The organism is Thermosynechococcus sp. FA-CM-4201, assembly GCF_054689355.1.
In genome coordinates this window covers 583,634-609,312 of the sequence record NZ_CP079920.1, presented here as the reverse complement: position 1 = coordinate 609,312, position 25,679 = coordinate 583,634, and the positions used below count along the sequence as shown (strand labels likewise).

Genomic DNA, 25,679 nt, shown 5'->3' with positions numbered 1-25,679 from the left:
AAATCGATAGGAAAGTGGGTTTTCCTAGTCCCTATCTTGTTCCTCAGCTAAGGGGGAGCCTGTGCGTTAAGAGCGTTTTATCAGTGATCTCGATCATTCAGCAGATGATCACGCTCAGTTGTTACAGCTATGGCAGGTAGGGTTTTTAGTCAGCATAACGGGCGATCGCGAACACGTAGAGGGCATGGCCTACCAATAACGTTAACCACACCAGCGTTACCGTCGGCATAAAGGGCACCGCCGTGGGTTGCACCTGATGCCAAAACCAGCCACCGGAGTTAAAAGCAGCAAAAAGGGCAACATGAACCGCAAAATTCATGCGATCGTCCAAACGGCGATAGCTCGGATCACGACGATCGGGTTTACGGGGCCAACGGGGAGGCATATAGAGCGTACCTAAATCACTTCCAGCTCGTCGGGGTGCAAATGGGCAATGAACTTGGGACTAAACCGCACCTGAATCGGATAGTTGGGACTAATGGGACGGCCTTGCCAGTCGCTGAGAATGGCGAAAATCTCCCCTTCCATGCCCTGAATGTCAAAGGGTTCGTTACGGTGATCAGGATGGTGATAGACAATGGTGGGGGTCTTAACGCGCACCCGCAGACCGACACTTAAAGCTTGTTGCTCCATAACGCTCATTCGTTTCTTGCTCTCCTCGACTGGCAGGGGTTTTATTTTTATCGTCGCATACGGATCGGCAAGGGCGATCGCCCTAAGACAATTGAAAATCAATTGTTACCATTGCCGCCCGACCTCTGTCAGTTGGCAGAGGAGATCATTGGATGACCGAGGGAATTGCCATTGGTGCTCATTGTCATTGGTGGCATCAGGAGTAAAGAGCGCACTTGATGGCGTTTTTCGGGGCTGAGGTATTCCTGCTGGACGCAGCGCCAAGTTTGCCACTGGCGTGTTTGCTCAAGGGCAATCATTTCTGCAAGGCAAGGAGAGGCTTGGCGAAGATTGAGTCCAAGTTGGGTACGGAAAAAGTCATAGAGGACAACGCCATCGTGAAGTGTGCCTAGGAGTTCTTGTAACTGAGCAAAAGCAGCCACCTGTTCGCTGAAGGCGTCTCCATAGACACTGCTAAAGAGTTCCATTTGGTAGCGTACCCGCTTGGTTTGCTTGCGTAAATCGTGGAGATCTTCACCTGCTGTTTGCAGCCACTGGGGCGGGTTACTCACTGCAAGGAAGAGGGGGCGATCGCCCTGCCATTCAATGGCCACTTGCCACCCCGGATGCAGCAACAGTTGACACACCAAGGGCAACAAAATATCTGGGGCAATCAGTTCCGTCGGTAAGTTAGCAATCTCACGATATTGAGGGGCAGCTAGCCATTCTTCTAACCCCTGTTGCAATTTGCGATAGCGATCGCTGCGCAGCAATTGAAGGGCTTTTTGTAGCAGTTCTGTCCGTTGCTTTTCGAGTTTTTTGATGAGCTTTGCCAGTTGTTGTTGCTCAGGCCGAGGTAAATGGGGGTAATACTGCTCCTTGAGCGCCAGCATCATCACATCCAAATCCCGTACGGGACTGAGGCTGCCCGCGATCGCCCGTACCCGCTGAATGGAGACTCCCTTGGGCAAACGTACGGTATTACAAAACACCTCCAGAGCCGTTCGCAGGCGGCGCAAACCTACCCGCATCTGGTGAATTGCCTCAACATCGCGATCGCGAATCACGCCCGGCTCATGTTTGCTAATTTTGCGGTAATACTTCTCAAAAGCGGCGTACGCGATATGCCCTAGGGTTTCCATAAGACCCCCTCCCTGCTCAACGCCCAAAGGAATACCACTATCAAATTAACGTTTATTAACCAAGCTTACTTTTATCTTAATTTTAACTTAACCACACTCTATACTTGTCCTATGGCTGAATCACGGCTCGGCAACAAAAAGCCCCGCTCAACCAGAACGGGGATGACTAAAATAGATTTTTACGAAATAAAATTGAAAATCTTAGGCAGCCGCCAAGTTCTTAGCAACAAAGTCCCAGTTCACCAGTTGGTTGAGGAAGTTATCAATAAAGTCTGGACGGCGGTTTTGGTAGTCGAGGTAATAGGCATGCTCCCACACGTCAAGGGTCAGGAGGGGCACTTGACCATGAACCAAGGGGTTTTCGGCATTGGGAGTTTTGGTCACTTTCAGCGTACCAGCCTCGAGCACCAGCCATGCCCAACCGCTACCAAATTGGGTCGCCGCCGCATTTTTGAACTGGGACTTGAACTCGTCGTAGCTACCAAAGGCACTGTTGATCCGGGCGGCCACATCACCCGTAGGAGCGCCACCGCCACCGGGCTTGAGGCTATTCCAAAAGAAGGTGTGATTCCACACTTGAGCTGCGTTGTTGAAGATGCCCACCTTGGCAGCATCGCCATAGGTCATGCGAATGACATCTTCAAGGGATTTGTCAGCGAGTTCCGTATCTTGAGTCAGTTTATTGAGGTTGTCCACGTAGGCTTTATGATGCTTGCCATAGTGAAATTCAAAGGTTTTCGCAGACATCCCATAGGGTTCAAGGGCACCCGGATCAAAGGGAAGGGGTTCTTGTACAAATGCCATAGTGTTCGATACCTCTCTAAAGGTGATGCAGGTTTAGGCTACTAGAGATCAGTCATCGCCAAAAGGCACCTAGCAGCAGTGCCCATCGCCTAATTAACAATTCGCAATAATTATATCATCCTCCTTTCCGCTTCAGAAAAGAGCTGTCTCGCAGCATGATATGTTCAGAGGGGTTCTTGGGTCTTGGGTTCTATGGTTGGTTCTGTCCTTCGCCTAGATCAGGTTTTGATTCCTGAAGATGCCCCGATTCGCTTTGGTACCGATGGCTGGCGCGGCATCATTGGCGCTGAGTTTACCTTCAACCGTCTGCTGCGGGCAGCCAAGGCAGCGGCGGCAGTGCTTTATCAGACCTATGGCAAGGGCACAACGCCTCGGATCATAGTGGGCTACGATCGCCGCTTTTTAGCGGAACAGTTTGCCGCAGCCGTTGCCCAATTACTGGCGAGCCAAGGCTATGAGGTGTGGCTTTCCAATTGTGCGGCGCCGACCCCCGCCTTTAGTTGGGCTGTCAAAGCAGAGGGAGCCATTGGCGGCTTGGTAATGACGGCAAGTCACAATCCCGGTCTCTATGCGGGGCTGAAGGTGAAGGGCGCCTTTGGCGGCTCCGTACCCACAACAGTCACCCAAGCCATTGAAGCGCAGTTAGCTCAGGGAGACCCGCCACCCGTGGGTGAGGCCAAAAGAGACTATCAAGCTTTTGATCCGTGGCCCAGCTATTGTGCGGCCTTGCGCACTCATGTTGATCCAAGACCGATTCGTGAGGCGATCGCCAGCGGTAAACTGCAAGTCTGTGCCGATGTCATGCATGGGGTCGCCGCCGGTGGGTTAGAGCGATTATTAGAGATTCCCATATCGGAGTTTCGGCGCGATCGCGATCCCCTCTTTGGGGGGGGTGCTCCTGAACCCATTGGCCGTTATTTAGCCGCAACTCAAGAGCAACTACGGCAACAACACAGTGCTACCCCGACGGTGTGTCTAGTCTTTGATGGCGATGCCGATCGCTTGGCGGTCATTGATGGCGAGGGGGTGCTGTACACCGCTCAAGAAATTATTCCCATCTTGATTGATCATCTGGCACAACACAGTAGCTACCGAGGGGCCGTGATCAAATCCATTAGCAGTTCTGATCTGGTAGCGCGAGTGGCCGCCCACCATGGTTTAGCGGTGATTGAAACCCCCATTGGCTTTAAGTACATTGGCGATCGCATGCTGGCAGGGGAAGCTGTTCTCTTAGGCGGTGAAGAATCAGGGGGAATCGGCTATGGCCACCATCTTCCTGAGCGCGATGCCTTACTCTCAGCACTGTACCTACTACAAGCCCTAGTGACATCCGGCTTGAGCATAGGGGAATACTATCAGCAGTTGCAGAGAACCACGAACTTTTACAGTGCCTACGATCGCGTTGATCTCACCCTCGCGTCCTTAGCGCAGCGACAAAAACTAGAAGCCATCCTAGCAGCGCATCCCTTCACCCAGATTTTGGATAGCCCTGTGAGCCACTGGGAGAGCACTGACGGCTACAAGTTTCATCTAGCCGATGGCAGTTGGTTACTGATTCGCTTTAGTGGCACCGAACCCCTGCTGCGCCTCTACTGCCAAGGGAAAACGCCTGAACAGGTGCAGCGCATTTTAGAATGGGCAAATCAATGGGCAGTTGCAGTGGCTGGCTAATCGTTAAAAAAAACAATCGCAATGGACAACGCATCATGCCAATAGACCCATCCAGCCCAAATGCCGCTGCCACCAGTGCCCGTCCGCCCCTTTCCCTATGGACAAAACTTGCCTTTGGCGCCGGTGATCTCGGAACTGCGATTACTGCCAATTTACAGGTGTTTTTCCTGATGGTGTTCTTGACCAATGTGGCTGGACTCAATGCGGGCTTGGCAGGCAGTGTGCTAATGATTGGCAAAATCTGGGATGCCGTCAATGATCCGATCATTGGCTACCTGAGCGATCGCACCCCTGTGGGCAAGTGGGGACGCCGCCACATCTGGATGATCTCAGCAGCCCTTCCCTTTGGCATTTGCTTTTTCTTGAACTGGTGGGTACCGACGACGGATCAAGGGTTGCTCTTTGGTTACTACGTTCTCATGGGTCTGCTCTTCAACACCTTTTACACCGCAGTCAACCTGCCCTACAGCGCCCTAACACCAGAACTGACGGAGGACTACAACGAACGCACCAGTCTCAATAGTTTTCGCTTTGCCTTTTCCATTGGCGGCAGTATTGGCTCACTGCTGTTGGCGCAAATTCTCTTCCAAGTCATTAAGGAACCCAAAACTCAGTACATCGTTCTGGGGGGCATTGCCACTGTATTATCTGTGCTGCCCATCTATTGGTGTGTCTGGGGCACACAGCAACGGGTACGGGAGTTTGAACGGCATACCCCCGGCAGTGGCCACAGCCCTTTACCCCTGAAAACGCAACTACGCTTGGTCTTTAGCAATCGTCCCTTCCTGTTTGTGATGGGGATTTACCTCTGCTCTTGGCTCGCGGTGCAAATTACTGCCTCGCTGATTCCCTTTTTTATTGGCGATTGGTTGCAAATGTCCGCCGCTGAATATACGCAAGTGGCCCTAGCGGTGCAATCAACGGCGATGATCATGCTCTTTGTTTGGAGTGCCGTGAGTCGGCGCATTGGCAAGAAGGCAGTGTATTACATGGGCATGGCACTGTGGATTATTGCCCAAGCTGGCTTGTTTTTGTTGCAGCCGGGACAAACAACGCTGGTGTATGTGTGCGCGATTCTGGCGGGGTTTGGGGTTTCGACGGCCTACCTTGTCCCTTGGTCAATGATTCCCGATGTGATTGATCTCGACGAACTCAATAGTGGCCAGCGCCGGGAGGGAGTCTTCTATGCCTTTATGGTGCTACTGCAAAAAATTGGCCTTGCCTTGGGGCTGTTTCTCGTGGGTCAGGCCTTACAGTGGGCAGGCTACCTCTCCAGCGTTGCCGGTGAACCGCGACCCGTTCAGCCCCCCTCGGCACTGTTGGCAATCCGCATTGCCATTGGACCGCTACCAACCTTGTTCCTCATCATTGGCATTGTTTTGGCCTACCTCTATCCCATTACGCAAGCGGTACACCAAGAGATTCTCTTAAGGCTGCACGCTAAACGGCAAGGAGAGGCGGGTGCATGAAGGGCTGGTACGTGGGCGATCGCGCCTTTGTTTGGGGAGAGCGCACCTATATCATGGGGATCTTAAATATCACCCCCGACAGTTTTAGCGATGGTGGTGACTTTTTTAATCCCGCGAGTGCCGTTGCCCATGCTCTCGAGATGGTGGCGGCAGGGGTTGATGTCATTGATGTGGGGGGTGAGTCCACCCGTCCGGGTGCCAGTGAAGTGCCGATTAGTGCCGAGTTAGCGCGAGTGTTGCCCGTGATTGAGGGCATTCGTCAGCAGTCGCAGATTCCCATTTCCATTGATACGACCCATGCCGTGGTTGCCCGCGCAGCAGTGGCCGCAGGTGCCAATATTGTTAACGATGTTTCAGGGGGGCAGGCGGATCCCGAAATGTTTGCCACGGTAGCGGCATTGGGGGTGCCCTATATCCTCATGCATCGGCGGGGAACCCCAGCCACTATGCAGCAATTAACGGACTACGAGGATTTGATTGGCGATTTGCTGCGCTATTTTCAGGAACAAACGCAGCGGGCGATCGCCAGCGGTATTCCCCCCGAACATCTAATGCTTGATCCCGGTATTGGCTTTGCCAAAACCACGCCACAGAATCTCACCCTTTTACGAGAACTGCGGCAATTTCACAGCCTTGGCTATCCTCTCCTGCTAGGGCCATCGCGCAAACGCTTTATTGGTGATGTGCTGAACCTGCCCAATCCTAAAGACCGGGTTTGGGGTACCGCAGCAGTTTGCTGTCATGCCATTGCCCAAGGGGTCGAGATGGTGCGCGTCCACGATGTGGCGGCAATGGTGCAAGTGTGTCGGATGGCCGATGTGCTCTGGCGATCGCCCTAGGGGGACTCAAACCACTTGAGGACACCCACCGCTATGAGAAAAAGACTCGCCAAGCCCTCTAAGTAAGGGCCAAAGCGCAAGGGGGTTTGTTCGCGGAGTTGCTGCCCCAACCAAAAGCCACTGCCAATACAGACCCAACTGGTCACTGTGCTCGCTATCACAGCACTAGCGATCGGTAACTGTGCCAAACCCGCAGCTACTCCTGTGGCAAAGTTCGTCAGGGTCAAGGCTAAACCCAACAGCAGCGACTGGTAGAGCGTGAAGTCATAGGCATAGTCAAGAATCGGTAATAAGTTCGGCTTTGTGGTTTTAGAGGGATGATGCAAGTTGAGCAACACGCCCCCCAGTGCTGATGCCCCCATGACCATCAGTAAGCCACTGCCAAGCCGCTGTGCCCAAATCAACGGCACATATTGCTGCACCCATCCACCCAACCCCATGGCCAAAAAGGTACTGCTACCAGAAAGAGCCGCAATCAGGACATTCCCCAGCCAACTCATGCGATAGCGGCGCAGACCATAGCTAACGGCCACGCTAAAGTTATCCATGTTGGTGGCAAAGCCAAAGAGTAGGGAGGCGATCGCGACTGGGAGCATTATTCTAAGGAACCCCGCAAGAATTTACCCTGAGCATAAGCGATTTCTAAGGACAAAGGCACCGGTTAATTAGGATGGTCTGGCGGGGCGATCGCAAATTTTCTGGGTGGGTGCATATCCCTAACAACAGCAATGGATAACAAGATGTACACCCTTGCGAGGTGATCCCATGAATCTTCTCCAAGAACTCCTACAAACCGTTGAAATTGGCACCCCCCAAACCTTTGGTGGCATGACGCTGTTTCCCCTGCTGCGGCCGATCGCGGCAGAACCCGACTATTGGACGCTGACAACAATGGGCTTTAGCCCGCCGCAAGCTGCTACGGTTTTAACCTAAGCAGTTAGGCGCTTTCTGGCTTCAGCCACTCAAGGAGTTTAATTTTTCGATAGAGCCGCTGATGAAGAAGCACTGAGCTACAATGGCAAGACAAAAGCTACTTATCGCCCAATGAGCTATACCGTCCGCAAGTTAAAGATTGGCAACAGCGAACAAATGCAAACGCTTTCCCGTGCAGCGGGCGAGTTGTATTCACGGACGGTTGTCAGTTTTTGGCGAACGGTTCGTAAGAAAGGCATCTGGCTTAAATCATCTTCTTTAATGCGTTGGTTGCCCAACGACCCTGAAAATCAGCTCCACGCCCATTCTGCGGATGCAGTTGTCCAAAGCTTCTTCGCTTCCCTCAAGTCTTGGCGCGAGAGACGCCAATCAGACCCAGACGCACGTCCGCCGCGCAGACGCAGGCGGTTTTATAGGGTGCAGTGGAAATCATCGGCGATCAAAGTAAAAAATGGCAAGCTGTACTTGTCTAACGGACGGGACAACGAACCATTAGTCATTGATTGGGCATGGGATGTCCCTAAGATGGTTGAAATGGGCTGGGACGGCGAGCAGTATGAACTGAGGGCGATTTACCAAGACGAACCTGTTGCACCTATCGAGGAAGGCGCCGTAGTGGGCGTAGATTTAGGCGAAATCCACCTTGCAGTTGTCCATGATGGCGAACAGACTTTTATCCTCAATGGGCGATTGTTACGTTCCAAGCGTCGTTATCAAAACAAGCTCAAAGGCAAGCTGTCTTCGCTAATTGACACCAAAAAGCCCGGTTCAAAGCGTCGTAATCGGCTAATTAAATCAAAGCGCAGACAACTTTCAAAGCTAAGCCATCAGATCAAAGATATTCTGCACAAACAGACCAGCAAACTTGTTTCCACGTTCAAAGCTAGAAACGTGCAAACCGTTGTAATTGGGGACATTCGCGATATTCGCAAGTCAGCCAAGTACAGCAAAAAGGCGAATCAAAAAATCCACCAAATGCCGTCAGGACAAACCCGCCAGATGCTTGAGTACAAATGTCATCGAGCGGGCATGAAAACCGTTCTGCAGAATGAAGCGTACACGAGTCAAACTTGCCCTGCCTGTGGAAAACGCCACAAACCATCAGGGCGAGAGTATCGCTGCGCTTGCGGATTTCAATTCCACAGGGACGGCGTGGGTGCGATAAATCTTCGCAGAAAGTATCTGGGTCTCAGGTCAGTCCCAGTAGTTGGGGTTATGGCTCCCCCCATTGGGTTGAGGTTTTATGCTCATACCCGATGTAGCTCAGTGTTTAACAGCATTGAGAAGCCGCCGTCCCTTTAGGGCGTGCGGAGAGTCACTTCCCTGCCACCTTTGGCAAACTGCTCCCCAAATTTAGCCGCAGCTATGGCCTTGAAGCCCTGAAACCCTCTCTTTCTCACGGTTCAGAAGTTACGACTGCCGATGCCAAGGCCTTTTTGAACACGGTGGCGGCTGCAACAGTGGAAACCTTTGATGCCCTTGCCGAAGGCACAGATGTGCGGCTCACCCACCCCGAAGTCATTGGTAGTGCCCTTGTGGCCAAGGGGCGGGTGGTGCACTTGAGCGCTTTTCCCACCGAGATTGCTCAATCTAAGCCCCGCCAGTATGCTTGGGTAGATTAGGTATAGTCTTAGGGGCAATTGCTGCGCCCTGGAGCAGGCACACACAACTCCCACTCGGCATTGAAGGGTTCATAGCCCAGCGCCACCCCTGCCCGTTCCGCTTGGTAGCGCACCTCCTCAAAGCAGTCAAAGCCATCGGGCCGCACAGCAATAATAATGTACTCGCGATCGCCCTGACGACGAAGGTTGGCCAACAAAATGGCCAGTGTGGAAGTGGGCTTGGTGAGGTCTGCTTTGGGCACCAGCACCTTTTGGGGATGGATGATCACCCCCTCGCGACGACACTCCAAATAGCGGGGGGTACGTTCTGCGTTCTGGGCATTTTCCCGTGCCAAAATTTGCACATTGGTGCGTTCTCGCCCAAGGCTACTGGCACTAATCACCACCACAAGCAGGATCAGCGTGCCAATGGTACAGGCCAAGATCGAGAGGAAGGGAAATAAGTCCAGTTGCAAATGGTGGGATTGACGCCGCCGCACAGCCTGATGCCTTACATAATTTTGGGCACACGGAAAAAGTCATCCTCGCGATCCGGGGCAATCGCCAGCAAGTCCTCCCGATTCGGCCAAGGTTCCAACACATCGGGACGAGTCACATTACTGACTTCAATCGCACGGGTTGTCGGCGGAATATCTGTGACATCCAGTTCACTCAATTGGTTCACATAGTCAAGGATGCTATCTAGTTGCTGGGTTAGAGCTTCAATCTCGCTTTCATCAACGGCGAGGCGAGCTAGGTGAGCGACCTTGCGCACATCCTCTGCGGTAATAACTTTTGTTGCCATGCGTGATCCCTTAGAAATAAACATCCATACTGGAGCGACCCGTGGTCTTCAGCCAGTTTTGCGCCTCGATATAGTTATTGGGCGCCAGTTGAATCGCCCGTTTCCAGTAGTCTGCGGCGCGATCGAAGAGTTGTTCAGCCTCCTCTGAACGCTGTTGCTCCTCTGCCTGTGTCCCCAAGTAGTGGTAGATCACCGCAATATTATTCAGGGCTTGGGGCATGCGGGGATTGAGTTCAAGGGCTTGGTGATAATACTCCAGTGCCTTCTCATGATCACCATTACTGGCGTGGATTAAGCCAATGTTGTAGAGAATGTAGCTGCGATCGTTGGGGTCTTCCTCTAGTTCTAGGGCTGCTTGGTAGTTCTCCAGCGCCTCAGCATATTCGCCGTCCGCTTGGGCAGACATGCCATCGCGATAATAGGCAAAGGCAGTTTTTGACTGTGAACTGGTGGGCAAGACCTTGAGAATGAGGTCAGCCATGACCGTAAAGGTTTTGTCAATAAAATTGTCGTTCCGTTGCGATCGCGGCATAGGGCTTCCTTGAACGATCTCTTGCCTAGTGTATCAAAAGCACCCCCAGCGATCGCACCCCTAGCCAATGCCTAAGATTTGTAGCGTTCCACCAAGAAGCCCCTAACCCAGACCTAAGATCGTCATACAGCCCTTTTCTAAGATATGGCGTGTACGAATGAGGAGAGCATCCTATCCTCCAGCAGTTTTGACTGTTTTCAGCATCTGCCATCCTTGGCAAAGGGCTGTAGTGGCCATCCGTGCCGTGATGCTCACCAGATGTTGGGAGTTTAAGATTTATGATTGAAAATATTCTATTGGCAGACTCAGGAACGGGACAATCCGAACAAATGCTCAAGTCGCTGATGGAGTTGCCAGCGATTCAACGGGCTGCCGTCACTGTTTTGCACGTGATTCCACCGAAAATTACTGCCGAGGAGATGGCCGAACAACGTCAAGCGGGTGCCAAACTCCTAGCGGAAGCCGTTGCCCGACTGCACCTTGATCCAGTGATTAGCGTCAATACCATGCTGCGGGAGGGGGATCCCAAAGATACCGTGTTGCACGTCGCCGATGAAATCAATGCCGACTTGATCATCATGGGATCGCGGGGACTCAAGCGCCTGCAATCCATTCTCGAAAACTCCGTTAGCCAGTATGTGTTTCAACTGTCTTCCCGACCGATGTTGCTGGTGCGCGATGACCTCTTTGTGAAGAAAATCAACCGCATCATGGTAGCGCTCAATAATTCTGCCGCAGCCAAAGCCTCCTTGGACTTAGCAGTGCGCCTGATAGAGGGGGTCAAAGGCGGTAAACTGATTCTTGCCCACGTCAATCCCGACCTCAAGGGTCATGCTGATACCCCTAGCACGGCTGCTGAAAAAGATCCAATTCTCTCGGAAGCGGCAACGGTGGCTAAGCAGCGGGGTGTGGAATACCAGTGTGTCCTGACCACCGGCAAGCCCGGTGAAGAAATCTGCCGCATTGCTGCTGATACCAATGCCGATCTCCTCGTTCTGGGTTCCCCGGATCGGCGTCCGTCGATCGCCCGCAGTTTACCCGACTTGGATCGCCTTTTGGGCACTTCCCTTTCTGACTATGTGCGGGTCTATGCCGAGTGCCCCGTGCTCTTTGTGCGACAATCGGAAGCGTAGTCTCGTCTGGCGGCGGTGACCTTTTTCGATGATCTGCGCTGGCAGGGCGATCGCCAGTGGCGACAATTGAGCGAAGCCCTTGAGTACACCTTTCTCCAACTCTTTCAGCAGCAAACGGAGCCATTTTGGGAGGACTCCCCCTCCTTAGCGGCATGGCTACGCTGGTTCTTTCAAGGGGTCTTGCTCGTTGGCCTTGGACTCGCCCTGTATTCCCTAGGGCGCAGCCTGTGGCGATGGTGGCAGCGGCGATCGCGATCCTCCTCAGCAACACTCGTTTCTACCCTTGAGGAGCGCCCCAGACCTGTAGGGGAATGGTTGGAACTCGCCCAAAACCTACAATTGGCGGGGGACTACCGGGGAGCCTGCCGTGCCCTTTACATGGCTTTGCTCTATCGGTTGCAGGAGGCGGGCTGGCTGCGGCTTGAGACCCACTGGACCAATAGCGATTACCTGCGGGAATTGGAGCGGCTCTTTCAACTGGGGGAGCGATCGCCAGCCGTGCGGCGGAGTATTCAGCACCTCTTTCAAGTTCACAGTCGCAGTTACTATGGGGCCGAGGCGGTGGATGCCCAAACCCTAGCCACCTGTCAAGCCGCCTATTTTGAGGTGGAACCCTTCCTGCGGGAGACTCAGCAATGATCGCGATCAACCGTCGCCAGTGGGTTTTCCTTGGCTTCGCTGTCCTTGTGCTATTGGTGGTCGGCCTCCTGATTCTAGCGGTGGCTCCCAGTAGCCGCGCTGGCTCCTCCTTTGATGCCTCTCCTTGGGGCACGCAGCAATTCTATACCTACCTAGAGCAGCAGGGGTTGCGGGTGGAGCGTTGGCAGCGGAACTATAACAACCTCAGGGGCAAAGGGCACGTTCTCCTGCAAATGAGTGGTCGTCCCATTGGTTGGCCACCGTCCCTTGTGGAGTGGCTAGGTCAGGGCAATACGCTGGTGCGCTTCTACTGGCATGGTGAACCCACCGCAGCTCCCTTTGCGACACGGCTCTCAATGTCCCAAGGCAATGTGTTAGTTGAAACGCGCCGCCGCGTTCCTTTCCAGCAGGGCGATCGCCCCCTCCTCAAGGATGATCACGGTTTGATTGTCTATCTCAAACGCTCTAATAGTCCCCATAACCATGAGCAGCGCGTCCTTGGGGTCTATCCTTGGTTGGTGGCCAATGCCTATGGTGGCGAAACCGGTCTTGCTAACTTTGCGGTTGTGGCTCAGCTCTTGCAGGAGGTGGCCGAACCGGGAGCAACAATATACTTTGATGAATGGCTCCACGGCTACCGCCAACACACGCCAGAGGATGTGGTCATTGAGACGGTGCCTGAAACCCTCTTCGACTACTTCAGTCGTACCCCTTGGTTAGCCGTGGGGGTGCAATTCGCCCTCTTGCTCCTCTTCTTGCTATGGCAGCAAAGTCAACGTTTTGGCCCGCCCCTATTGGAAAAAGAACCTGTCGCCAGTAATAGTGCCGCCTACATTGAAGCCCTCGCAGGCGTTCTTGAGCGGGCACAGCAGCGGCAGTTTGTCCTAGAACAGCTTCAAGATCGCTTTCGCTATGACTTAGCCAACCAACTCGGCCTTGCCGCCAATCCCCACCATCTGCCTAGGGATTCAGAACTCATTCAAGCATGGCAGACCGCAACAGGGCGATCGCCCGACTCCCTGCAAGACCTCCTCAGTATGCACCACAGCATTGATGATGCTCAGTTACTCCAATGGCTAGAGCAGGCCGCTCGTGCCCTACAGGCTCTGAAAAAGGCTGTCTGATGATCTAGCCCTTCGGCTTTGTCCTCACACACACGGGTCCATTGACAAGGGTTTGGCAAGCCAAGCGATAATTCTCTGGCTTACGGCGGAGCTTGCGTTCTTCCACTGCTGTGCGGGGGGAGAGATTTTCCATACCCTCGACGATCTCAACAATACAGGTGCCACACTGGCCATAGCCCCCACAATTCAAGAGCTTGCCCTTGAGGGTGTAGAGGTCAACCCCCGCTTCCATTGCTTTTAAGCGCAGATTCGCGCCGTCGGCAGCAATAATTTCTTTGTTTTCGTTAACAAACTTAATATTTGTGGCCACAAATTCAGCTTTGCTTGCCATAGGAACCTACGCTAGTTACCATTCTTAATACATTCTCATTTTGGCAGAAAAACTGCCCAACCGTAGCTGAAGTTACGGGTAAATTGGCCGTTAAACTCTTAGTAGGGAAGCGGTTGTTACCGTGATCCGGCTGCTTAATAAAATTTGTTCATGCAAACGCTAAATTTTTGTATAGGAGGAGCGTAGTCAATGGGACTACCCTGGTACCGAGTCCACACTGTCCTGATCAACGATCCAGGGCGGTTGATTGCGGCCCACCTGATGCACACGGCATTGGTCGCCGGTTGGGCAGGGTCGATGGCTCTTTATGAGCTAGCTATTTTTGATCCCAGTGATCCCGTTCTCAACCCAATGTGGCGGCAGGGAATGTTTGTGTTGCCCTTCATGGCACGGTTGGGGGTCACGGGGTCTTGGAGCGGTTGGAGTATTACTGGCGAAACAGGGATTGACCCCGGTTTCTGGAGCTTTGAGGGGGTTGCCCTTGCTCACATCGTTCTGTCAGGTCTGTTGTTCTTGGCGGCCTGCTGGCACTGGGTCTATTGGGATCTCGAACTCTTCCGCGATCCTCGCACGGGTGAGCCTGCCCTCGACTTGCCGAAAATGTTTGGCATTCACCTGTTCCTTGCTGGTTTACTCTGCTTTAGCTTTGGTGCTTTTCACCTGACAGGTCTCTTTGGTCCTGGGATGTGGGTCTCTGACCCCTATGGCTTGACGGGCAGTGTTCAGCCTGTTGCACCCGAATGGGGACCCGATGGCTTTAACCCCTACAACCCCGGTGGTGTGGTTGCTCACCATATCGCCGCAGGCATTGTCGGTATTATTGCGGGTTTATTCCACCTGCTGGTGCGTCCACCCCAACGGCTTTACAAAGCTCTGCGCATGGGGAATATCGAAACAGTACTCTCCAGCAGTATTGCCGCCGTCTTCTTTGCTGCCTTTGTCGTTGCCGGCACGATGTGGTATGGCAGTGCCACCACGCCCATTGAACTCTTTGGGCCGACTCGCTATCAGTGGGACAGTGGCTACTTCCAACAGGAAATTAACCGCCGCGTGCAGGCCTCCCTTGCCAGTGGCGCCACCCTTGAAGAGGCTTGGTCGGCTATTCCAGAGAAACTGGCCTTCTACGATTACATTGGCAACAACCCCGCCAAAGGTGGTCTCTTCCGTACTGGCCCGATGAACAAAGGGGATGGGATTGCCCAAGCTTGGAAAGGCCATGCTGTCTTCCGCAACAAAGAGGGTGAAGAACTCTTTGTCCGTCGCATGCCCAACTTCTTTGAAAGCTTCCCTGTCATCCTTACCGATAAGAATGGCGTTGTCAAAGCCGACATTCCCTTCCGTCGTGCCGAGTCGAAGTATAGCTTTGAGCAACAAGGTGTTACCGTCAGCTTCTACGGTGGTGAATTGAACGGCCAAACCTTCACCGATCCACCCACCGTCAAGAGCTATGCCCGTAAAGCTATCTTCGGTGAGATCTTTGAATTCGATAAGGAAACCCTCAACTCTGACGGGATTTTCCGCACCAGTCCCCGTGGCTGGTTTACCTTCGGCCATGCGGTGTTTGCCTTGCTCTTCTTCTTTGGTCATATTTGGCATGGTGCCCGCACGCTGTTCCGCGATGTCTTCTCTGGGATTGATCCCGAACTGTCGCCGGAGCAAGTGGAATGGGGCTTCTACCAAAAAGTGGGCGATGTCACCACTCGTCGCAAAGAAGCTGTCTAGTCATTCCTAGGGGACTACTATGGAAACCATCACCTACGTTTTCATCTTTGCCTGCATTATCGCGCTGTTCTTCTTTGCCATCTTCTTCCGTGAGCCTCCTCGGATCACTAAGAAGTAGCCTCTGACCCCTCAGCGAATAGGTCTTTAATACTTGCCGATCGCCCCTGCGGTCGGTTTTTTGATTTTTATCTGATGTTCAGGGGGATGATGCCCGCCGATTCCTGAATCTTTCGCTCCCGAAGCCACGGTTTCTGGTACAGTCTTTATGGCACGGTGGGACGGCCAAACTTGTTGTCTGTTAATCGCTAAGGAGAAACCTCTGAGTACCCGAGTCATTATTGTCCGCCACGGTGAAAGCACGTTTAATGTCCAAGAGCGGGTGCAAGGTCACAGTGATGCTTCTTCGCTCACGGAACGTGGTCGTTGGATGGCAGCCCAAGTGGGTCTCGCTCTACGGGGCATTCCCATCCGCAAGATTTACACCAGTCCCCTGAAACGGGCAAAGGAAACCGCAGAGGGCATCCATGCTCAGCTCCAAGACCCGCAACTCAAGCCACCCCATTCCCTTGATTTACTCAAAGAGATTGCGCTGCCCGCTTGGGAAGATCTGCCCTTTGCCGAAGTGAAGGCACGGTTCCCAGAGGACTATCGCCGCTGGCAGGAAGCCCCAGAAACCTTGATGATGAAAATCACCACGGAGAGTGGCCAAACCAAGGAGTTTTTCCCGCTATTGGATCTCTACGATCGCGCGGGCATTGTCTTAGAAGCGCTGCTGACGGCTCACGAAAATGAAACGATTGTGATTGTCGGCCACAGCGGTATGAATCGTGCCCTGATTTGCACGGGTCTCGGCTTGGGGGTCAAGGGCTATTTGCGGCTCCAGCAGGCCAATGGCGGCATTAGTGTCTTAAATTTCAGCAACGGCTTGCGGCAACCAGCGCAACTGGAAGCTCTTAATCTCACGAGCCATCTCCATGATCCCTTTCCCCAGCCCCGCTTCAAGGAGCAAACGCTGCGCATCTTTCTTGTCCGCCACGGTGAAACGGACTGGAACCGCGAGGGACGCTTCCAAGGGCAAATTGATGTGCCCCTCAATGAAAATGGCCGTGCCCAAGCGGCGGCGGTGGCTGAGTTCCTCAAGGAGGTGCCCTTTCACCATGCCTTGAGTAGTCCCCTACTGCGTCCCAAGGATACGGCCTTGGCAATTTTGCAGTACCACCCTGATGTAGCGCTAGAGCTAGAACCCGCCCTTGCCGAGATTAGCCACGGGGATTGGGAGGGCAAGTTTGAACCGGAGGTGGAGGCGGCCTATCCGGGGGAACTGGAACGCTGGCGGACAACCCCTGCCCTTGTGCAAATGCCCAATGGGGAAAACCTCGAACAGGTGCGCGATCGCGTCGTTAAGGCCTGGGAAGAGTGGCTAAAACGCTGGAAAACCAATGCTCCCACTCCCCACAATGTCTTGGTTGTGGCTCACGATGCCACTAATAAGGTCTTGCTCTGCCACATCGTTGGCCTAGGCATTGAAAACTTTTGGCTTTTTAAGCAGGGGAATGGCAGCGTCACGGTGATTGACTATCCCCTCAAGGGCGGTCTGCCGCGATTGCAGGCAGTGAATATCACCACCCATTTGGGGGGCGTGCTGGATCGGACGGCGGCGGGAGCCTTGTAGGCCATGGTGTGGCGACTGTTGCAACAGGTGCGGCTGCTGGATCCGGTCAACCGCCAAGATCAACGCGCGGATGTGCTGCTCGCAGAGGATCAATTGGTGGCGATCGCTCCGGCAGAGGTGCCCGCTGACGCGGAAATCATCCCAGCCAGTGATTGGGTTTTGGCACCGCCCTTAGTGGATCTCTACAGCCACAGTGGTCAACCGGGCTACGAAGCGCGAGAAACCCTAGACAGCCTTTTGGCCGCCGCTGCTGCCGGGGGGGTGCAGCATTTAACCCTATTGCCCACCACCGAACCCGTGATGGATGATCCTGCCCTTTGGCAAGCCTTACAACGCCAGATACCGCCCAGCGCTTGGTCACAGGTACGGGTTTGGGGCGCACTTACCCAAGGATGCAAGGGAACGGCGCTAACGGATTTAGCTGAACTGGCGGCCAGTGGTGTGGTTGGTTTTTGTGATGACCGGGGATTGACCCATTGGCCCTTGGTACAGCGGGCACTGACCTATCTCCAGCCCCTCGGGAAACCCGTTGCCCTTTGGCCCTTTGATCCAACCTTGGCGGCCAATGGGGTGGCGCGGCAAAGTGGGGTAGCCACTCGTCTGGGATTGGTGGAGCAACTGGTCTGCTGTGAAACCATTCCCCTATTGGCGATTTTGGAATTGGCACGCACGGTCTCAACGCCGATTCACCTCATGCGCCTGTCAACGGCTCGCAGTGTCGAGATTCTCGCTAAGAACAAGCCCGCACGGATCAGTGCCAGTGTGTCGTGGTTACATCTACTCTTTGCCGTTGAGGACTTAGCGAGTTACGATCCGAATCTCCGCCTTGAGCCACCCCTAGGAACGGCTCGCGATCGCCAAACGCTGCTTGAAGGACTCAAAACGGGGGTCATTGAGGCGATCGCCATTGACCACACCCCCTTGCTCTATGAAGAAAAAATGGTTTCCTTTGCCGAGGCACTCCCCGGCGCCATGGGTCTTGAATTAGCCCTACCCGCCCTCTGGCAGGAACTCGTTGCCAAGGAATACCTGAGTGCCCTTGATCTGTGGCACGCCCTCAGTACGGCACCAGCGCGGATTTTGGGTATTGAGCCACCCCGCCTCGAACTGAACAGTCGCAACTTTGTTCTCTTTGATCCAACCGTGACTTGGACAGTGACCTACCAAAGCCTGCGATCGCGCGCCAGCAATACGCCCTTTTGGCAGCAATCCCTGCGGGGTCAACTGGTGCCCTTTTCGCCCAGCATCAACTCTGGCCGCACCCACTGATCAAACTCCTCAGCCGTGAGGTACCCCAATTCCACCGCCGCTTCCTTGAGGGTTTTACCTTCGCTGTAGGCTTTTTTCGCGACTGCTGCCGCCTTGTCGTAGCCAATGTGGGGGTTCAAGGCCGTCACCAACATGAGCGATCGCTGCAAATGCCGCTGAATTTGCTCCCGATTGGGTTCAATGCCCACAAGGCAAAACTGGGTAAAGGCTTCCCCGGCATCACTCAGAAGTTCAATCGAGCGCAGCACATTGTGAATGATCAGGGGCTTAAAAACATTCAGTTCAAAATTCCCTTGACTGCCCGCTATCCCCACGGCGGCGTCGTTGCCCATCACCTGCACACACACCATCGTTAGGGCTTCACATTGGGTGGGGTTGACCTTACCGGGCATAATCGACGACCCCGGCTCATTGGCAGGTAAAATCAGTTCTCCTAGACCACAACGGGGGCCTGAGGCCAACCAACGAATATCATTGGCCATTTTCATCATCGCGGCGGCCAATGTTTTTAGGGCACCACTGAGCATCACCAAGGGATCATGGGCGGCCAAGGCGGCAAAGGGATTCTCTGCCTTGCAAAAGGGATACCCCGTCATCTCTGCCAATTCCGCTGCCACGCGATCGCCAAAGCCGGGGGGGGCATTGAGGCCTGTACCCACTGCTGTACCCCCAATGGCGAGGGGATAGAGATGCTGTAATGCGTACTCAATATGGGCTTGACAGGCAGCGATTTGACTGGCATAACCCGAGAATTCTTGGCCAAGGGTTAGCGGCACTGCATCCATCAAGTGGGTGCGCCCGATTTTAATAATGTCAGCAAAGGCCGTCACTTTTTCCTGCAATACCGCCAGTAGGTGCCGCAGCATCGGCAACAGTCGCTCCTGAAGCTCAATTACTGTGGCAACATGCATCGCCGTCGGAAACGTGTCATTGGAAGACTGGCTACAGTTCACATGGTCATTGGGGTGGATCGGAGTTTTGCTCCCCTTAACGCCCCCCGCCAGTTCAATGGCACGGTTGGCAATCACCTCATTCACATTCATATTGGTTTGGGTACCGCTGCCCGTCTGCCAGATGGAGAGGGGAAACTGATTATCCCAGCGTCCCTCAATCACTTCAGTGGCGGCTTGAATAATCCATGCTGCTTTATCCGCAGCTAAAACCCCTAAATCGCGGTTGGCGATCGCTGCCGCCTTTTTCAGCCGTGCCATGGCATGGATCACCTCTAGGGGCATCCGCAGGCCACCAATGGGAAAATACTTGAGGGAACGCGCCGTCTGGGCACCCCAATAGCAGTCCGCTGGCACCTCAATGGCACCCAAGGAATCGTATTCTACGCGAGTTGCAGTTGTCATTTAGATTCAGTCAAATCAAGGATAAAAATCAAAGTGCGTTGCTCTGCGAGCCGAGATGCTCCGAATAATATCCTAGAAGTATTTGGGGAAAGCAAATGTCCGATTGTGGTTGCCACATTGAAGCGAAGAATGCGGCGGAGCGTAAAACCCTGCGCATCGTACTTCTTGTGAATTTGGTGATGTTTCTTGTGGAGTTGGGTAGTGGCATTCTTGCTCATTCCACAGCGTTGATTGCTGATTCTCTTGATATGCTTGCCGATGCTCTGGTCTATGGCCTCTCCCTCTATGCTGTGGGGCGTTCTGCAAGGCACAAAACCCGTGCAGCAGGTCTGAGTGGTCTTTTTCAGATGACCCTTGCCGTTTTAATTTTGGGGGATGTGATCCGTCGCTTTATAGCAGGTAGTGCGCCAGAGGCCGATTGGATGATGGCGATCGCTCTCCTTGGAATGGTGGCCAATGGCTACTGCCTTTACTTGATTGCCAAACATCGGCAAGGGGAAGTGCACATGCGCGCCAGTTGGATTTTTACCCAAAATGACGTGATTGCCAATGTCAGCGTGATTATTGCCGGCGGGCTGGTCGCCCTCTTTCAGTCCCCTTATCCCGATTTGATTGTGGGCTTTGGCATCGCCAGCCTTGTGCTCTGGGGAGGGATTCGTATTGTGCGGGATGCAAGACAAGCGGTGATGAACACCCTTGTAGAATAAGTAGGGTTACCTTTGGGGAAGTCTCCTGTGAGCGCACCAGCGATCGCCATAATCGCCACAATCAGCGCCGGCGAGAGATTAATCTTGACATACTCTCCCGCCTAAAGTCGAGGGATTCTTGACACTTCAACGGAGCGATGGCTCCGACCTGTCCGTTTTAACGTCGGGCGATGCCCCATCCCGATTTCTTTGGTCACTATAACCAAGCTGCCAAGAGTGTGACCACGCCCAAGCCTGTGAGGGCAAGCCAGATGAAGGCATTCGGTAAAGGCGTAGCAGGGGGCGGTGGTTCTTGGGGTTTGGGGGTGTCAGCCGATGGCTTTTTGGCGGAACGGCTGTAGGGGGACGTGTAGGCGCGATCGCCCACATGGGATAGGTCGGGAATTTCGCTGTACCATTCCGGACGGCGTTTGAGTTGGGGAGCCTCCAAAATCGCCAGCAAGCGACGACTTTCCTGCCGCGTGTGATGATCTGGGTGGCGTTGGAGTTGACGGCAGAGGCTCACGGCTGCCCCTTGATCGCCAGCAGCACTATAGGCCGTGACTAACCAGAGGCTAATTTCCCCCGATCGCACTGCATTTCCCTCCGCCAGCGCCGCCGCCTGTCCTAAAAGAGCAATGGATTGTTGGTAATTTCCCCGCTCGAAGGCCTGTTGCCCCTGCTGAAAGAGGGCAGCCACCGCATCCGTCATGGTCTAAAAGAGAAAGTAACGTTGGGCAAGGGGCAAGACAGTGGCCGGTTCACAGGTGAGCAATTCGCCATCCGCCCGCACCTCATAGGTTTCGGGATCCACCTCAATCTGGGGTAAGTAGTCATTGAGCTTGAGATCTGCTTTGCGCAGTTGGCGGATGTGGCGCACTGGTAGCACTGTTTTTTGCAACCCCAATTGCCCGGGGATGTTGTTGGCAATCCCCGCTTGGGACATAAAGGTTACGGATGTGGCCGTTCGGCAGCCCCCATAGTTGGCAAACATGGGTTGCATGTGCACGGGTTGCGGTGTGGGAATACTGGCATTGGCATCCCCCATTTGAGCGTAGGCAATCATTCCCCCCTTGATCACCAGTTCCGGCTTGACGCCAAAAAAGGCAGGCTTCCAGAGGCAGAGATCAGCGATTTTACCCACCTCCACGGATCCCACATACTCAGCAATGCCGTGGGTGATGGCGGGATTAATCGTGTACTTGGCCACATAACGGCGGGCGCGAAAGTTGTCGTGATCCACGCCCGGCTGCTGGGGATCGCTGAGATGTCCTCGCTGCACTTTCATTTTGTGGGCGGTTTGCCACGTGCGAATAATGCTCTCCCCCACCCGTCCCATGGCTTGGGAGTCCGAGGAGATAATACTAAACGCCCCGAGGTCGTGGAGAATATCTTCAGCGGCAATGGTTTCTCTGCGAATCCGCGACTCGGCAAAGGCCACATCCTCTGGAATACTGGGGTCGAGGTGGTGGCACACCATCAACATATCCAAGTGCTCATCGAGGGTATTGACGGTGTAGGGGCGAGTGGGATTGGTGGAAGAGGGCAACACATTGGCTTGACCGCAGACCTTGATGATGTCTGGGGCGTGTCCGCCGCCGGCGCCCTCGGTGTGGTAGGCGTGAATGGTGCGGTTTTTGAAAGCGGCAATGGTATCTTCGACAAATCCCGATTCATTCAGGGTATCGGTGTGGATGGCCACCTGAATATCGTAGTCTTCGGCAACACTCAAACAGGTGTCAATGGCAGCAGGGGTGGTGCCCCAGTCTTCGTGGAGTTTGAGACCAACCACACCCGCTTGCACTTGCTCAATCAGTCCTTGGGGTTGGCTGCTATTGCCCTTGCCCAAAAAGCCTAAATTCATTGGAAAGGCATCGGCAGCCTGAAGCATGCGGTAGATGTTCCAAGGTCCCGGCGTACAGGTGGTGGCATTGGTACCCGTGGCAGGCCCCGTTCCGCCGCCAATCATTGTCGTAATGCCCGAGGCAATGGCAGTGGCAATCTGCTGTGGACAGATAAAGTGAATGTGGGCATCAATCCCGCCGGCGGTGAGGATCATCCCTTCGCCCGCGATCGCCTCCGTGCCGGGGCCAATGATAATATCTACGCCTTCTTGGGTGTAGGGGTTTCCCGCTTTACCAATTTTGTAGATTTTGCCCTCTTTGATGCCGACATCGGCCTTGACCACGCCCCACCAGTCGAGGATCACGGCATTGGTGATCACCACATCCACGGCACCTTCTGCATTGGCAATCGGGGACTGTCCCATGCCGTCGCGGATCACTTTGCCGCCGCCAAACTTGACCTCATCACCGTAGTGGGTGTAGTCGCGCTCAATTTCAATAATCAGGTCAGTATCCGCCAATCGCAGGCGATCGCCCACTGTGGGGCCATAGGTTTCGGCATAGGTTTGGCGATCAATGCGGTAGCTCATGGGGGTCTAAAGAGGTCAGGTGGGAGAGCAGCTTGGCATTCTCAGTCTAAATTTAGCCCAATTCTTCGACAACAACGAGTCCCTTTTTAATCAAGGCTTGCAGGTCAGCATTGTGGGTTTTGCAGTTGCGCCAGCGGCGTTCATCGACATTTTCATTGCGACCGGGCTGAAGGGTCACAGGCCCAAAGAAACTATCAAAGGTCATGGGCTGTTCGAGGTAGCTAATCACAGTCAGCATGGCAGCAGACGTTCGACAAACTCACTACTTTCAGGATAAGGCTACAGTGGATCTAATGCCGAGTTGGGTTCAGTATGGTTCGTACGCGGTTGAGTCTCGTTGGGATGGCGATCGCCCTTGTGGCACTGACGGGCTGTCCATTGCGCTTGCCCGATCGCAGCCCCCCCACCCCCCATACGGGGACATCTTTGCCTCCCCTTGCTCCCACGGAGCGACCCAATGCGGGCGAGAATTTCATTGCCAAGGTGGTTGCTGAGGCAGGACCAGCGGTGGTGAGCATTGATACCCTACGCCTGCGCCGCAGTAAAGAGGATAGTTTTCTCAATCCTTTTCCGATCCCAGATGTGCCGGTGCGCCAAGGTCAAGGCTCTGGGTTTATATTTACCCCCGACGGCAAGATTATGACCAATGCCCATGTGGTGGAAGGCGCCAGTGCCGTGCGAGTCACGCTTCCCGATGGTCGCCAGTATGAGGGCAAGGTGGTGGGTGCTGATTCCCTGACGGATGTGGCGGTGGTGCAGATTGAGGCCGAGAATTTACCGACGGTACAACTGGGCAATTCCGATAGCCTTGTCCCCGGTGAGTGGGCGATCGCCATCGGTAACCCCTTGGGGCTAAGTAACACCGTAACTGCTGGGATTATTAGTGCAACGGGGCGTGCCAGTAATGAAATTGGTGCTGCGGATAAGCGGGTGAGCTTCATTCAAACCGATGCGGCGATTAATCCGGGGAATTCCGGGGGGCCACTCCTGAATGCTGCTGGGCAAGTGGTGGGCGTCAATACCGCCGTGATTTCCCAAGCGCAGGGTCTTGGCTTTGCCATTCCCATCAATACCGCCTATCGCATTGCTGAGCAGATTATTACTACGGGTCGCGCCCAGCACCTCTATTTGGGGATTCGCATGGTGCAATTGACGCCGGAAGTGGCTGCCCAAATCCGTCAAGATCAGCCCAACTGGACACTCAACCAAACCCAAGGGACGCTGATCATTGGCATTGCCCCCAATTCCCCGGCAGCGAAAGCGGGTCTGCAAGCGGGAGATTGGATTGCCAAAATTAACGATGTCAATCAACCCACTCCCCAACAGGTACAAAGCGTTGTCGAGCAAACAAAGTTGGGGGAGAAAGTGACTTTGGAGATTCAACGGGGCGATCGCCAGCAAACCGTGAGCCTGCAACCGGAGCCAATGCCACCGGAATTGTATCCCTCCTCGCAGCCAGAATAGGTTAGCGTCGAGGATCCGGCAGCACTGCTTCCCCCGTGAACCACCGACCACAGTAACTGAGTCGCCCATTAAAGATGCGACAGGTGCGATAGGCATTGTTGTGCCATAGAACCGTTTCGCCGGTGAACCAACGGCCACAATAACTGAGGCGTCCGTTAAAAATGCGGCAGGTGCGATAGAAATTGTTGTGAAGTAGAACGGTTTCCCCCGTAAACCAACGGCCACAATAACTCAGGCGTCCGTTAAAAATGCGGCAAACTCGATAAACATCACTGCGGGGCGTTTGGCTGAGCCATGTCGGCACCCCTTGAGCCTGTTCCAGCCCGATGACAAAGGCCGCAAGGATCTGAGCAACCATCAAAAAATCCCCAATTATGGGACGAGTACCACCTTACCCTGCACCAAGCGTTGGCTGAGATAGCGATGGGCATCCGCCGCTGCACCGAGGGGAAAGGTTTTATCGACAACAACCTGTAGCTCGCCGCGATCCACAAGGGTGGCCACCTGCTCAAGGATGTTTCCCTGATGGGCAAGGGCATCACTCAACCCCATGAGTTGGGGGGTCAGCATCAGTGTGAGTTGGATCAAAAGGTTGCGTTGGCGGGCAATTTTCCACGGCGTATCGGCGGCGGGTTCCAAAAGGGTGGCGAGGGTGCCATAGGGACGCACCGCTTTGAAGGTTTCACCAAAGGTTGTGCCGCCGACGGTGTCAAGGGCAAAATCAACCCCTTTGCCCCCTGTCCAATCCAAGACTGCCTGCACCCAATCACTGGTGGTGTAGTTAATGGCAAGGGTGGCTCCAAGACGTTCAGCAAAACGGGCTTTGGCTGCGGAACTAATGGTTGTGGCAACAGTGGCCCCCGATCGCCGCGCTAATTGAATGGCGAGATGCCCCACCCCGCCCGCCCCGGCATGAATGAGAACGGTTTTTGCGCTGGAGAGGACATTCAAAGGTGGCACTGCACCGCGATCGCCCAAGGCTTCCCAAGCGGTAATCACGGCCAAGGGCAAAGCAGCCGCCTGAATAAATGAGAGGGACTTGGGTTTGTGGGCAACGGCCATTTCTGGGACAACGGTATATTCGGCATAACAGCCGCCGCGATCGCCTAAGCCCCCATAGCAAAAATAAACTTCATCCCCTACGCGAAACCGCTGCACCGCTGCACCGACAGCCACGACCACCCCCGCCCCATCACAACCGAGAATGGCTGGCTGGCGATCGGGAAAAAACGTCCCCCGCTGGCGCAACTTAGTATCAATGGGGTTGACGCTGGCCGCCCGCAATTGAATTTTTACTTCATTGGCAGCCTGTAGCTCTGGCTCGGGCACCTCCCGCAGCACTAAAACATCGGGGTCACCAAATTCTGTGATGGCGATCGCTTTCATCGTGTTTCCAGCCGTTTCTCTAGTACCACAATAGCGGTTTAGGCAAAGCCTCTATA

General features: G+C 54.2%; 30 protein-coding genes. 15 read left to right on the top strand and 15 right to left on the bottom strand.

The genetic code is table 11. The features are described from left to right. Positions 1–145: 145 nt before the first annotated feature. The 4 genes from KV190_RS02990 to sodB all read right to left on the bottom strand — a co-directional run bounded on the left by KV190_RS02990 (position 146) and on the right by sodB (position 2,558). Complete coding sequence (locus KV190_RS02990; RefSeq protein ID WP_460194530.1) at positions 146–385, bottom strand: hypothetical protein; 240 nt, start codon at positions 383–385, stop codon at positions 146–148. Positions 386–396: 11 nt separating this feature from the next. Beyond that, complete coding sequence (locus tag KV190_RS02985) at positions 397–642, bottom strand: ferredoxin-thioredoxin reductase variable chain (RefSeq protein WP_149819803.1); 246 nt, start codon at positions 640–642, stop codon at positions 397–399. Between the two features lie 119 nt (positions 643–761). Beyond that, positions 762–1,754, bottom strand: a complete 993-nt coding sequence (locus KV190_RS02980) for a CHAD domain-containing protein (protein ID WP_460194529.1) — start codon at positions 1,752–1,754, stop codon at positions 762–764. Positions 1,755–1,955: 201 nt separating this feature from the next. Beyond that, entirely contained in the window at positions 1,956–2,558 is a 603-nt protein-coding gene (sodB, locus tag KV190_RS02975) for a superoxide dismutase [Fe] (protein WP_460194528.1), read from the bottom strand. Between the two features lie 192 nt (positions 2,559–2,750). Between sodB and KV190_RS02970 the strand changes: the two genes are divergently transcribed. The 3 genes from KV190_RS02970 to folP are packed head-to-tail and all read left to right on the top strand — an operon-like array spanning position 2,751 to position 6,537. Continuing rightward, entirely contained in the window at positions 2,751–4,229 is a 1,479-nt protein-coding gene (locus tag KV190_RS02970) for a phosphoglucomutase/phosphomannomutase family protein (RefSeq protein WP_460194527.1), read from the top strand. Positions 4,230–4,264: 35 nt separating this feature from the next. Further along, on the top strand, positions 4,265–5,698 hold the full coding sequence (locus tag KV190_RS02965; protein WP_460194526.1) for an MFS transporter: 1,434 nt from the start codon (positions 4,265–4,267) through the stop codon (positions 5,696–5,698). Beyond that, entirely contained in the window at positions 5,695–6,537 is an 843-nt protein-coding gene (folP, locus tag KV190_RS02960) for a dihydropteroate synthase (protein ID WP_460194525.1), read from the top strand. The genes KV190_RS02965 and folP overlap by 4 nt, the downstream gene beginning before the upstream one ends. On the opposite strand, the gene KV190_RS02955 is transcribed toward folP, so the two are convergent. Beyond that, the gene (locus tag KV190_RS02955) at positions 6,534–7,133 is read right to left on the bottom strand and encodes a manganese efflux pump MntP (protein WP_460194524.1); all 600 of its coding nucleotides are present in this window, start codon (positions 7,131–7,133) and stop codon (positions 6,534–6,536) included. The genes folP and KV190_RS02955 overlap by 4 nt on opposite strands. Positions 7,134–7,302: 169 nt before the next feature. On the opposite strand from KV190_RS02955, the gene KV190_RS02950 reads away from it, so the two are divergent. The 3 genes from KV190_RS02950 to KV190_RS02940 all read left to right on the top strand — a co-directional run bounded on the left by KV190_RS02950 (position 7,303) and on the right by KV190_RS02940 (position 9,092). After that, positions 7,303–7,470 (top strand): hypothetical protein, encoded by a 168-nt coding sequence (locus tag KV190_RS02950; RefSeq protein ID WP_460194523.1) that lies wholly within the window; start codon positions 7,303–7,305, stop codon positions 7,468–7,470. Between the two features lie 111 nt (positions 7,471–7,581). Continuing rightward, positions 7,582–8,772 carry an RNA-guided endonuclease InsQ/TnpB family protein gene (locus KV190_RS02945; protein ID WP_460194522.1) on the top strand — a complete coding sequence of 397 codons (1,191 nt, stop codon included), beginning with the start codon at positions 7,582–7,584 and terminating at the stop codon, positions 8,770–8,772. A gap of 38 nt (positions 8,773–8,810) precedes the next feature. Further along, on the top strand, positions 8,811–9,092 hold the full coding sequence (locus KV190_RS02940; RefSeq protein ID WP_460195204.1) for an ARPP-1 family domain-containing protein: 282 nt from the start codon (positions 8,811–8,813) through the stop codon (positions 9,090–9,092). An 8-nt stretch (positions 9,093–9,100) separates the two neighbouring features. Here KV190_RS02940 and KV190_RS02935 read toward each other — a convergent pair whose 3' ends face one another. From KV190_RS02935 to KV190_RS02925, 3 genes are read right to left on the bottom strand one after another with little or no spacing between them, the layout of a single operon-like run. Next, on the bottom strand, positions 9,101–9,571 hold the full coding sequence (locus KV190_RS02935; RefSeq protein WP_460194521.1) for a hypothetical protein: 471 nt from the start codon (positions 9,569–9,571) through the stop codon (positions 9,101–9,103). Positions 9,572–9,582: 11 nt separating this feature from the next. Beyond that, entirely contained in the window at positions 9,583–9,876 is a 294-nt protein-coding gene (gatC, locus tag KV190_RS02930; protein ID WP_297049642.1) for an Asp-tRNA(Asn)/Glu-tRNA(Gln) amidotransferase subunit GatC, read from the bottom strand. 10 nt (positions 9,877–9,886) lie between these two features. Then, a complete protein-coding gene (locus KV190_RS02925) occupies positions 9,887–10,408 on the bottom strand; it encodes a photosystem I assembly protein Ycf3 (protein WP_149819824.1) in 522 nt (173 codons plus the stop codon). 278 nt (positions 10,409–10,686) lie between these two features. Here KV190_RS02925 and KV190_RS02920 point away from each other — a divergent pair, with 278 nt between their 5' ends. From KV190_RS02920 to KV190_RS02910, 3 genes are read left to right on the top strand one after another with little or no spacing between them, the layout of a single operon-like run. Further along, complete coding sequence (locus KV190_RS02920; RefSeq protein WP_310743107.1) at positions 10,687–11,541, top strand: universal stress protein; 855 nt, start codon at positions 10,687–10,689, stop codon at positions 11,539–11,541. Between the two features lie 15 nt (positions 11,542–11,556). Next, on the top strand, positions 11,557–12,180 hold the full coding sequence (locus tag KV190_RS02915) for a DUF4129 domain-containing protein (protein ID WP_460194520.1): 624 nt from the start codon (positions 11,557–11,559) through the stop codon (positions 12,178–12,180). Beyond that, positions 12,177–13,304, top strand: coding sequence for a DUF4350 domain-containing protein (locus tag KV190_RS02910; protein WP_460194519.1), 1,128 nt, complete (start codon positions 12,177–12,179; stop codon positions 13,302–13,304). Before KV190_RS02915 ends, KV190_RS02910 begins: the two co-directional genes overlap by 4 nt. A 4-nt stretch (positions 13,305–13,308) precedes the next feature. Here the strand turns inward: KV190_RS02910 and KV190_RS02905 are convergent, their stop codons facing one another. Beyond that, positions 13,309–13,635, bottom strand: a complete 327-nt coding sequence (locus KV190_RS02905; protein ID WP_460194518.1) for a 2Fe-2S iron-sulfur cluster-binding protein — start codon at positions 13,633–13,635, stop codon at positions 13,309–13,311. A gap of 189 nt (positions 13,636–13,824) precedes the next feature. Between KV190_RS02905 and psbB the strand changes: the two genes are divergently transcribed. From psbB to KV190_RS02885, 4 genes are all read left to right on the top strand, one after another. Next, entirely contained in the window at positions 13,825–15,357 is a 1,533-nt protein-coding gene (gene psbB, locus KV190_RS02900; RefSeq protein ID WP_250683151.1) for a photosystem II chlorophyll-binding protein CP47, read from the top strand. 19 nt (positions 15,358–15,376) lie between these two features. Next, the gene (locus KV190_RS02895) at positions 15,377–15,475 is read left to right on the top strand and encodes a photosystem II reaction center protein T (protein ID WP_011057371.1); all 99 of its coding nucleotides are present in this window, start codon (positions 15,377–15,379) and stop codon (positions 15,473–15,475) included. A 147-nt stretch (positions 15,476–15,622) separates the two neighbouring features. Beyond that, positions 15,623–17,029, top strand: a complete 1,407-nt coding sequence (locus tag KV190_RS02890; protein ID WP_460194517.1) for a histidine phosphatase family protein — start codon at positions 15,623–15,625, stop codon at positions 17,027–17,029. A gap of 3 nt (positions 17,030–17,032) precedes the next feature. After that, positions 17,033–18,298 (top strand): dihydroorotase, encoded by a 1,266-nt coding sequence (locus tag KV190_RS02885; RefSeq protein WP_460194516.1) that lies wholly within the window; start codon positions 17,033–17,035, stop codon positions 18,296–18,298. On the opposite strand, the gene fumC is transcribed toward KV190_RS02885, so the two are convergent. After that, complete coding sequence (gene fumC / locus KV190_RS02880) at positions 18,250–19,653, bottom strand: class II fumarate hydratase (protein ID WP_460194515.1); 1,404 nt, start codon at positions 19,651–19,653, stop codon at positions 18,250–18,252. The two genes, KV190_RS02885 and fumC, sit on opposite strands and share 49 nt — an antisense overlap. A gap of 95 nt (positions 19,654–19,748) precedes the next feature. On the opposite strand from fumC, the gene KV190_RS02875 reads away from it, so the two are divergent. Then, on the top strand, positions 19,749–20,360 hold the full coding sequence (locus KV190_RS02875) for a cation diffusion facilitator family transporter (RefSeq protein WP_460194514.1): 612 nt from the start codon (positions 19,749–19,751) through the stop codon (positions 20,358–20,360). Positions 20,361–20,556: 196 nt separating this feature from the next. Here the strand turns inward: KV190_RS02875 and KV190_RS02870 are convergent, their stop codons facing one another. From KV190_RS02870 to KV190_RS02860, 3 genes are read right to left on the bottom strand one after another with little or no spacing between them, the layout of a single operon-like run. Next, complete coding sequence (locus tag KV190_RS02870) at positions 20,557–21,051, bottom strand: hypothetical protein (RefSeq protein WP_460194513.1); 495 nt, start codon at positions 21,049–21,051, stop codon at positions 20,557–20,559. Positions 21,052–21,054: 3 nt separating this feature from the next. Then, entirely contained in the window at positions 21,055–22,773 is a 1,719-nt protein-coding gene (gene ureC, locus KV190_RS02865; RefSeq protein WP_460194512.1) for an urease subunit alpha, read from the bottom strand. Between the two features lie 52 nt (positions 22,774–22,825). Then, positions 22,826–23,011: a hypothetical protein gene (locus KV190_RS02860; protein WP_024125536.1), complete on the bottom strand. Its 186-nt coding sequence runs from the start codon at positions 23,009–23,011 to the stop codon at positions 22,826–22,828. 74 nt (positions 23,012–23,085) lie between these two features. On the opposite strand from KV190_RS02860, the gene KV190_RS02855 reads away from it, so the two are divergent. Beyond that, on the top strand, positions 23,086–24,237 hold the full coding sequence (locus tag KV190_RS02855; protein WP_460194511.1) for a trypsin-like peptidase domain-containing protein: 1,152 nt from the start codon (positions 23,086–23,088) through the stop codon (positions 24,235–24,237). A 1-nt stretch (position 24,238) separates the two neighbouring features. On the opposite strand, the gene KV190_RS02850 is transcribed toward KV190_RS02855, so the two are convergent. Both KV190_RS02850 and KV190_RS02845 read right to left on the bottom strand, forming a co-directional pair. Next, positions 24,239–24,595 (bottom strand): hypothetical protein, encoded by a 357-nt coding sequence (locus KV190_RS02850; protein WP_460194510.1) that lies wholly within the window; start codon positions 24,593–24,595, stop codon positions 24,239–24,241. Positions 24,596–24,609: 14 nt separating this feature from the next. Continuing rightward, positions 24,610–25,623, bottom strand: coding sequence for a zinc-dependent alcohol dehydrogenase family protein (locus KV190_RS02845; RefSeq protein WP_460194509.1), 1,014 nt, complete (start codon positions 25,621–25,623; stop codon positions 24,610–24,612). Positions 25,624–25,679 lie beyond the last annotated feature (56 nt).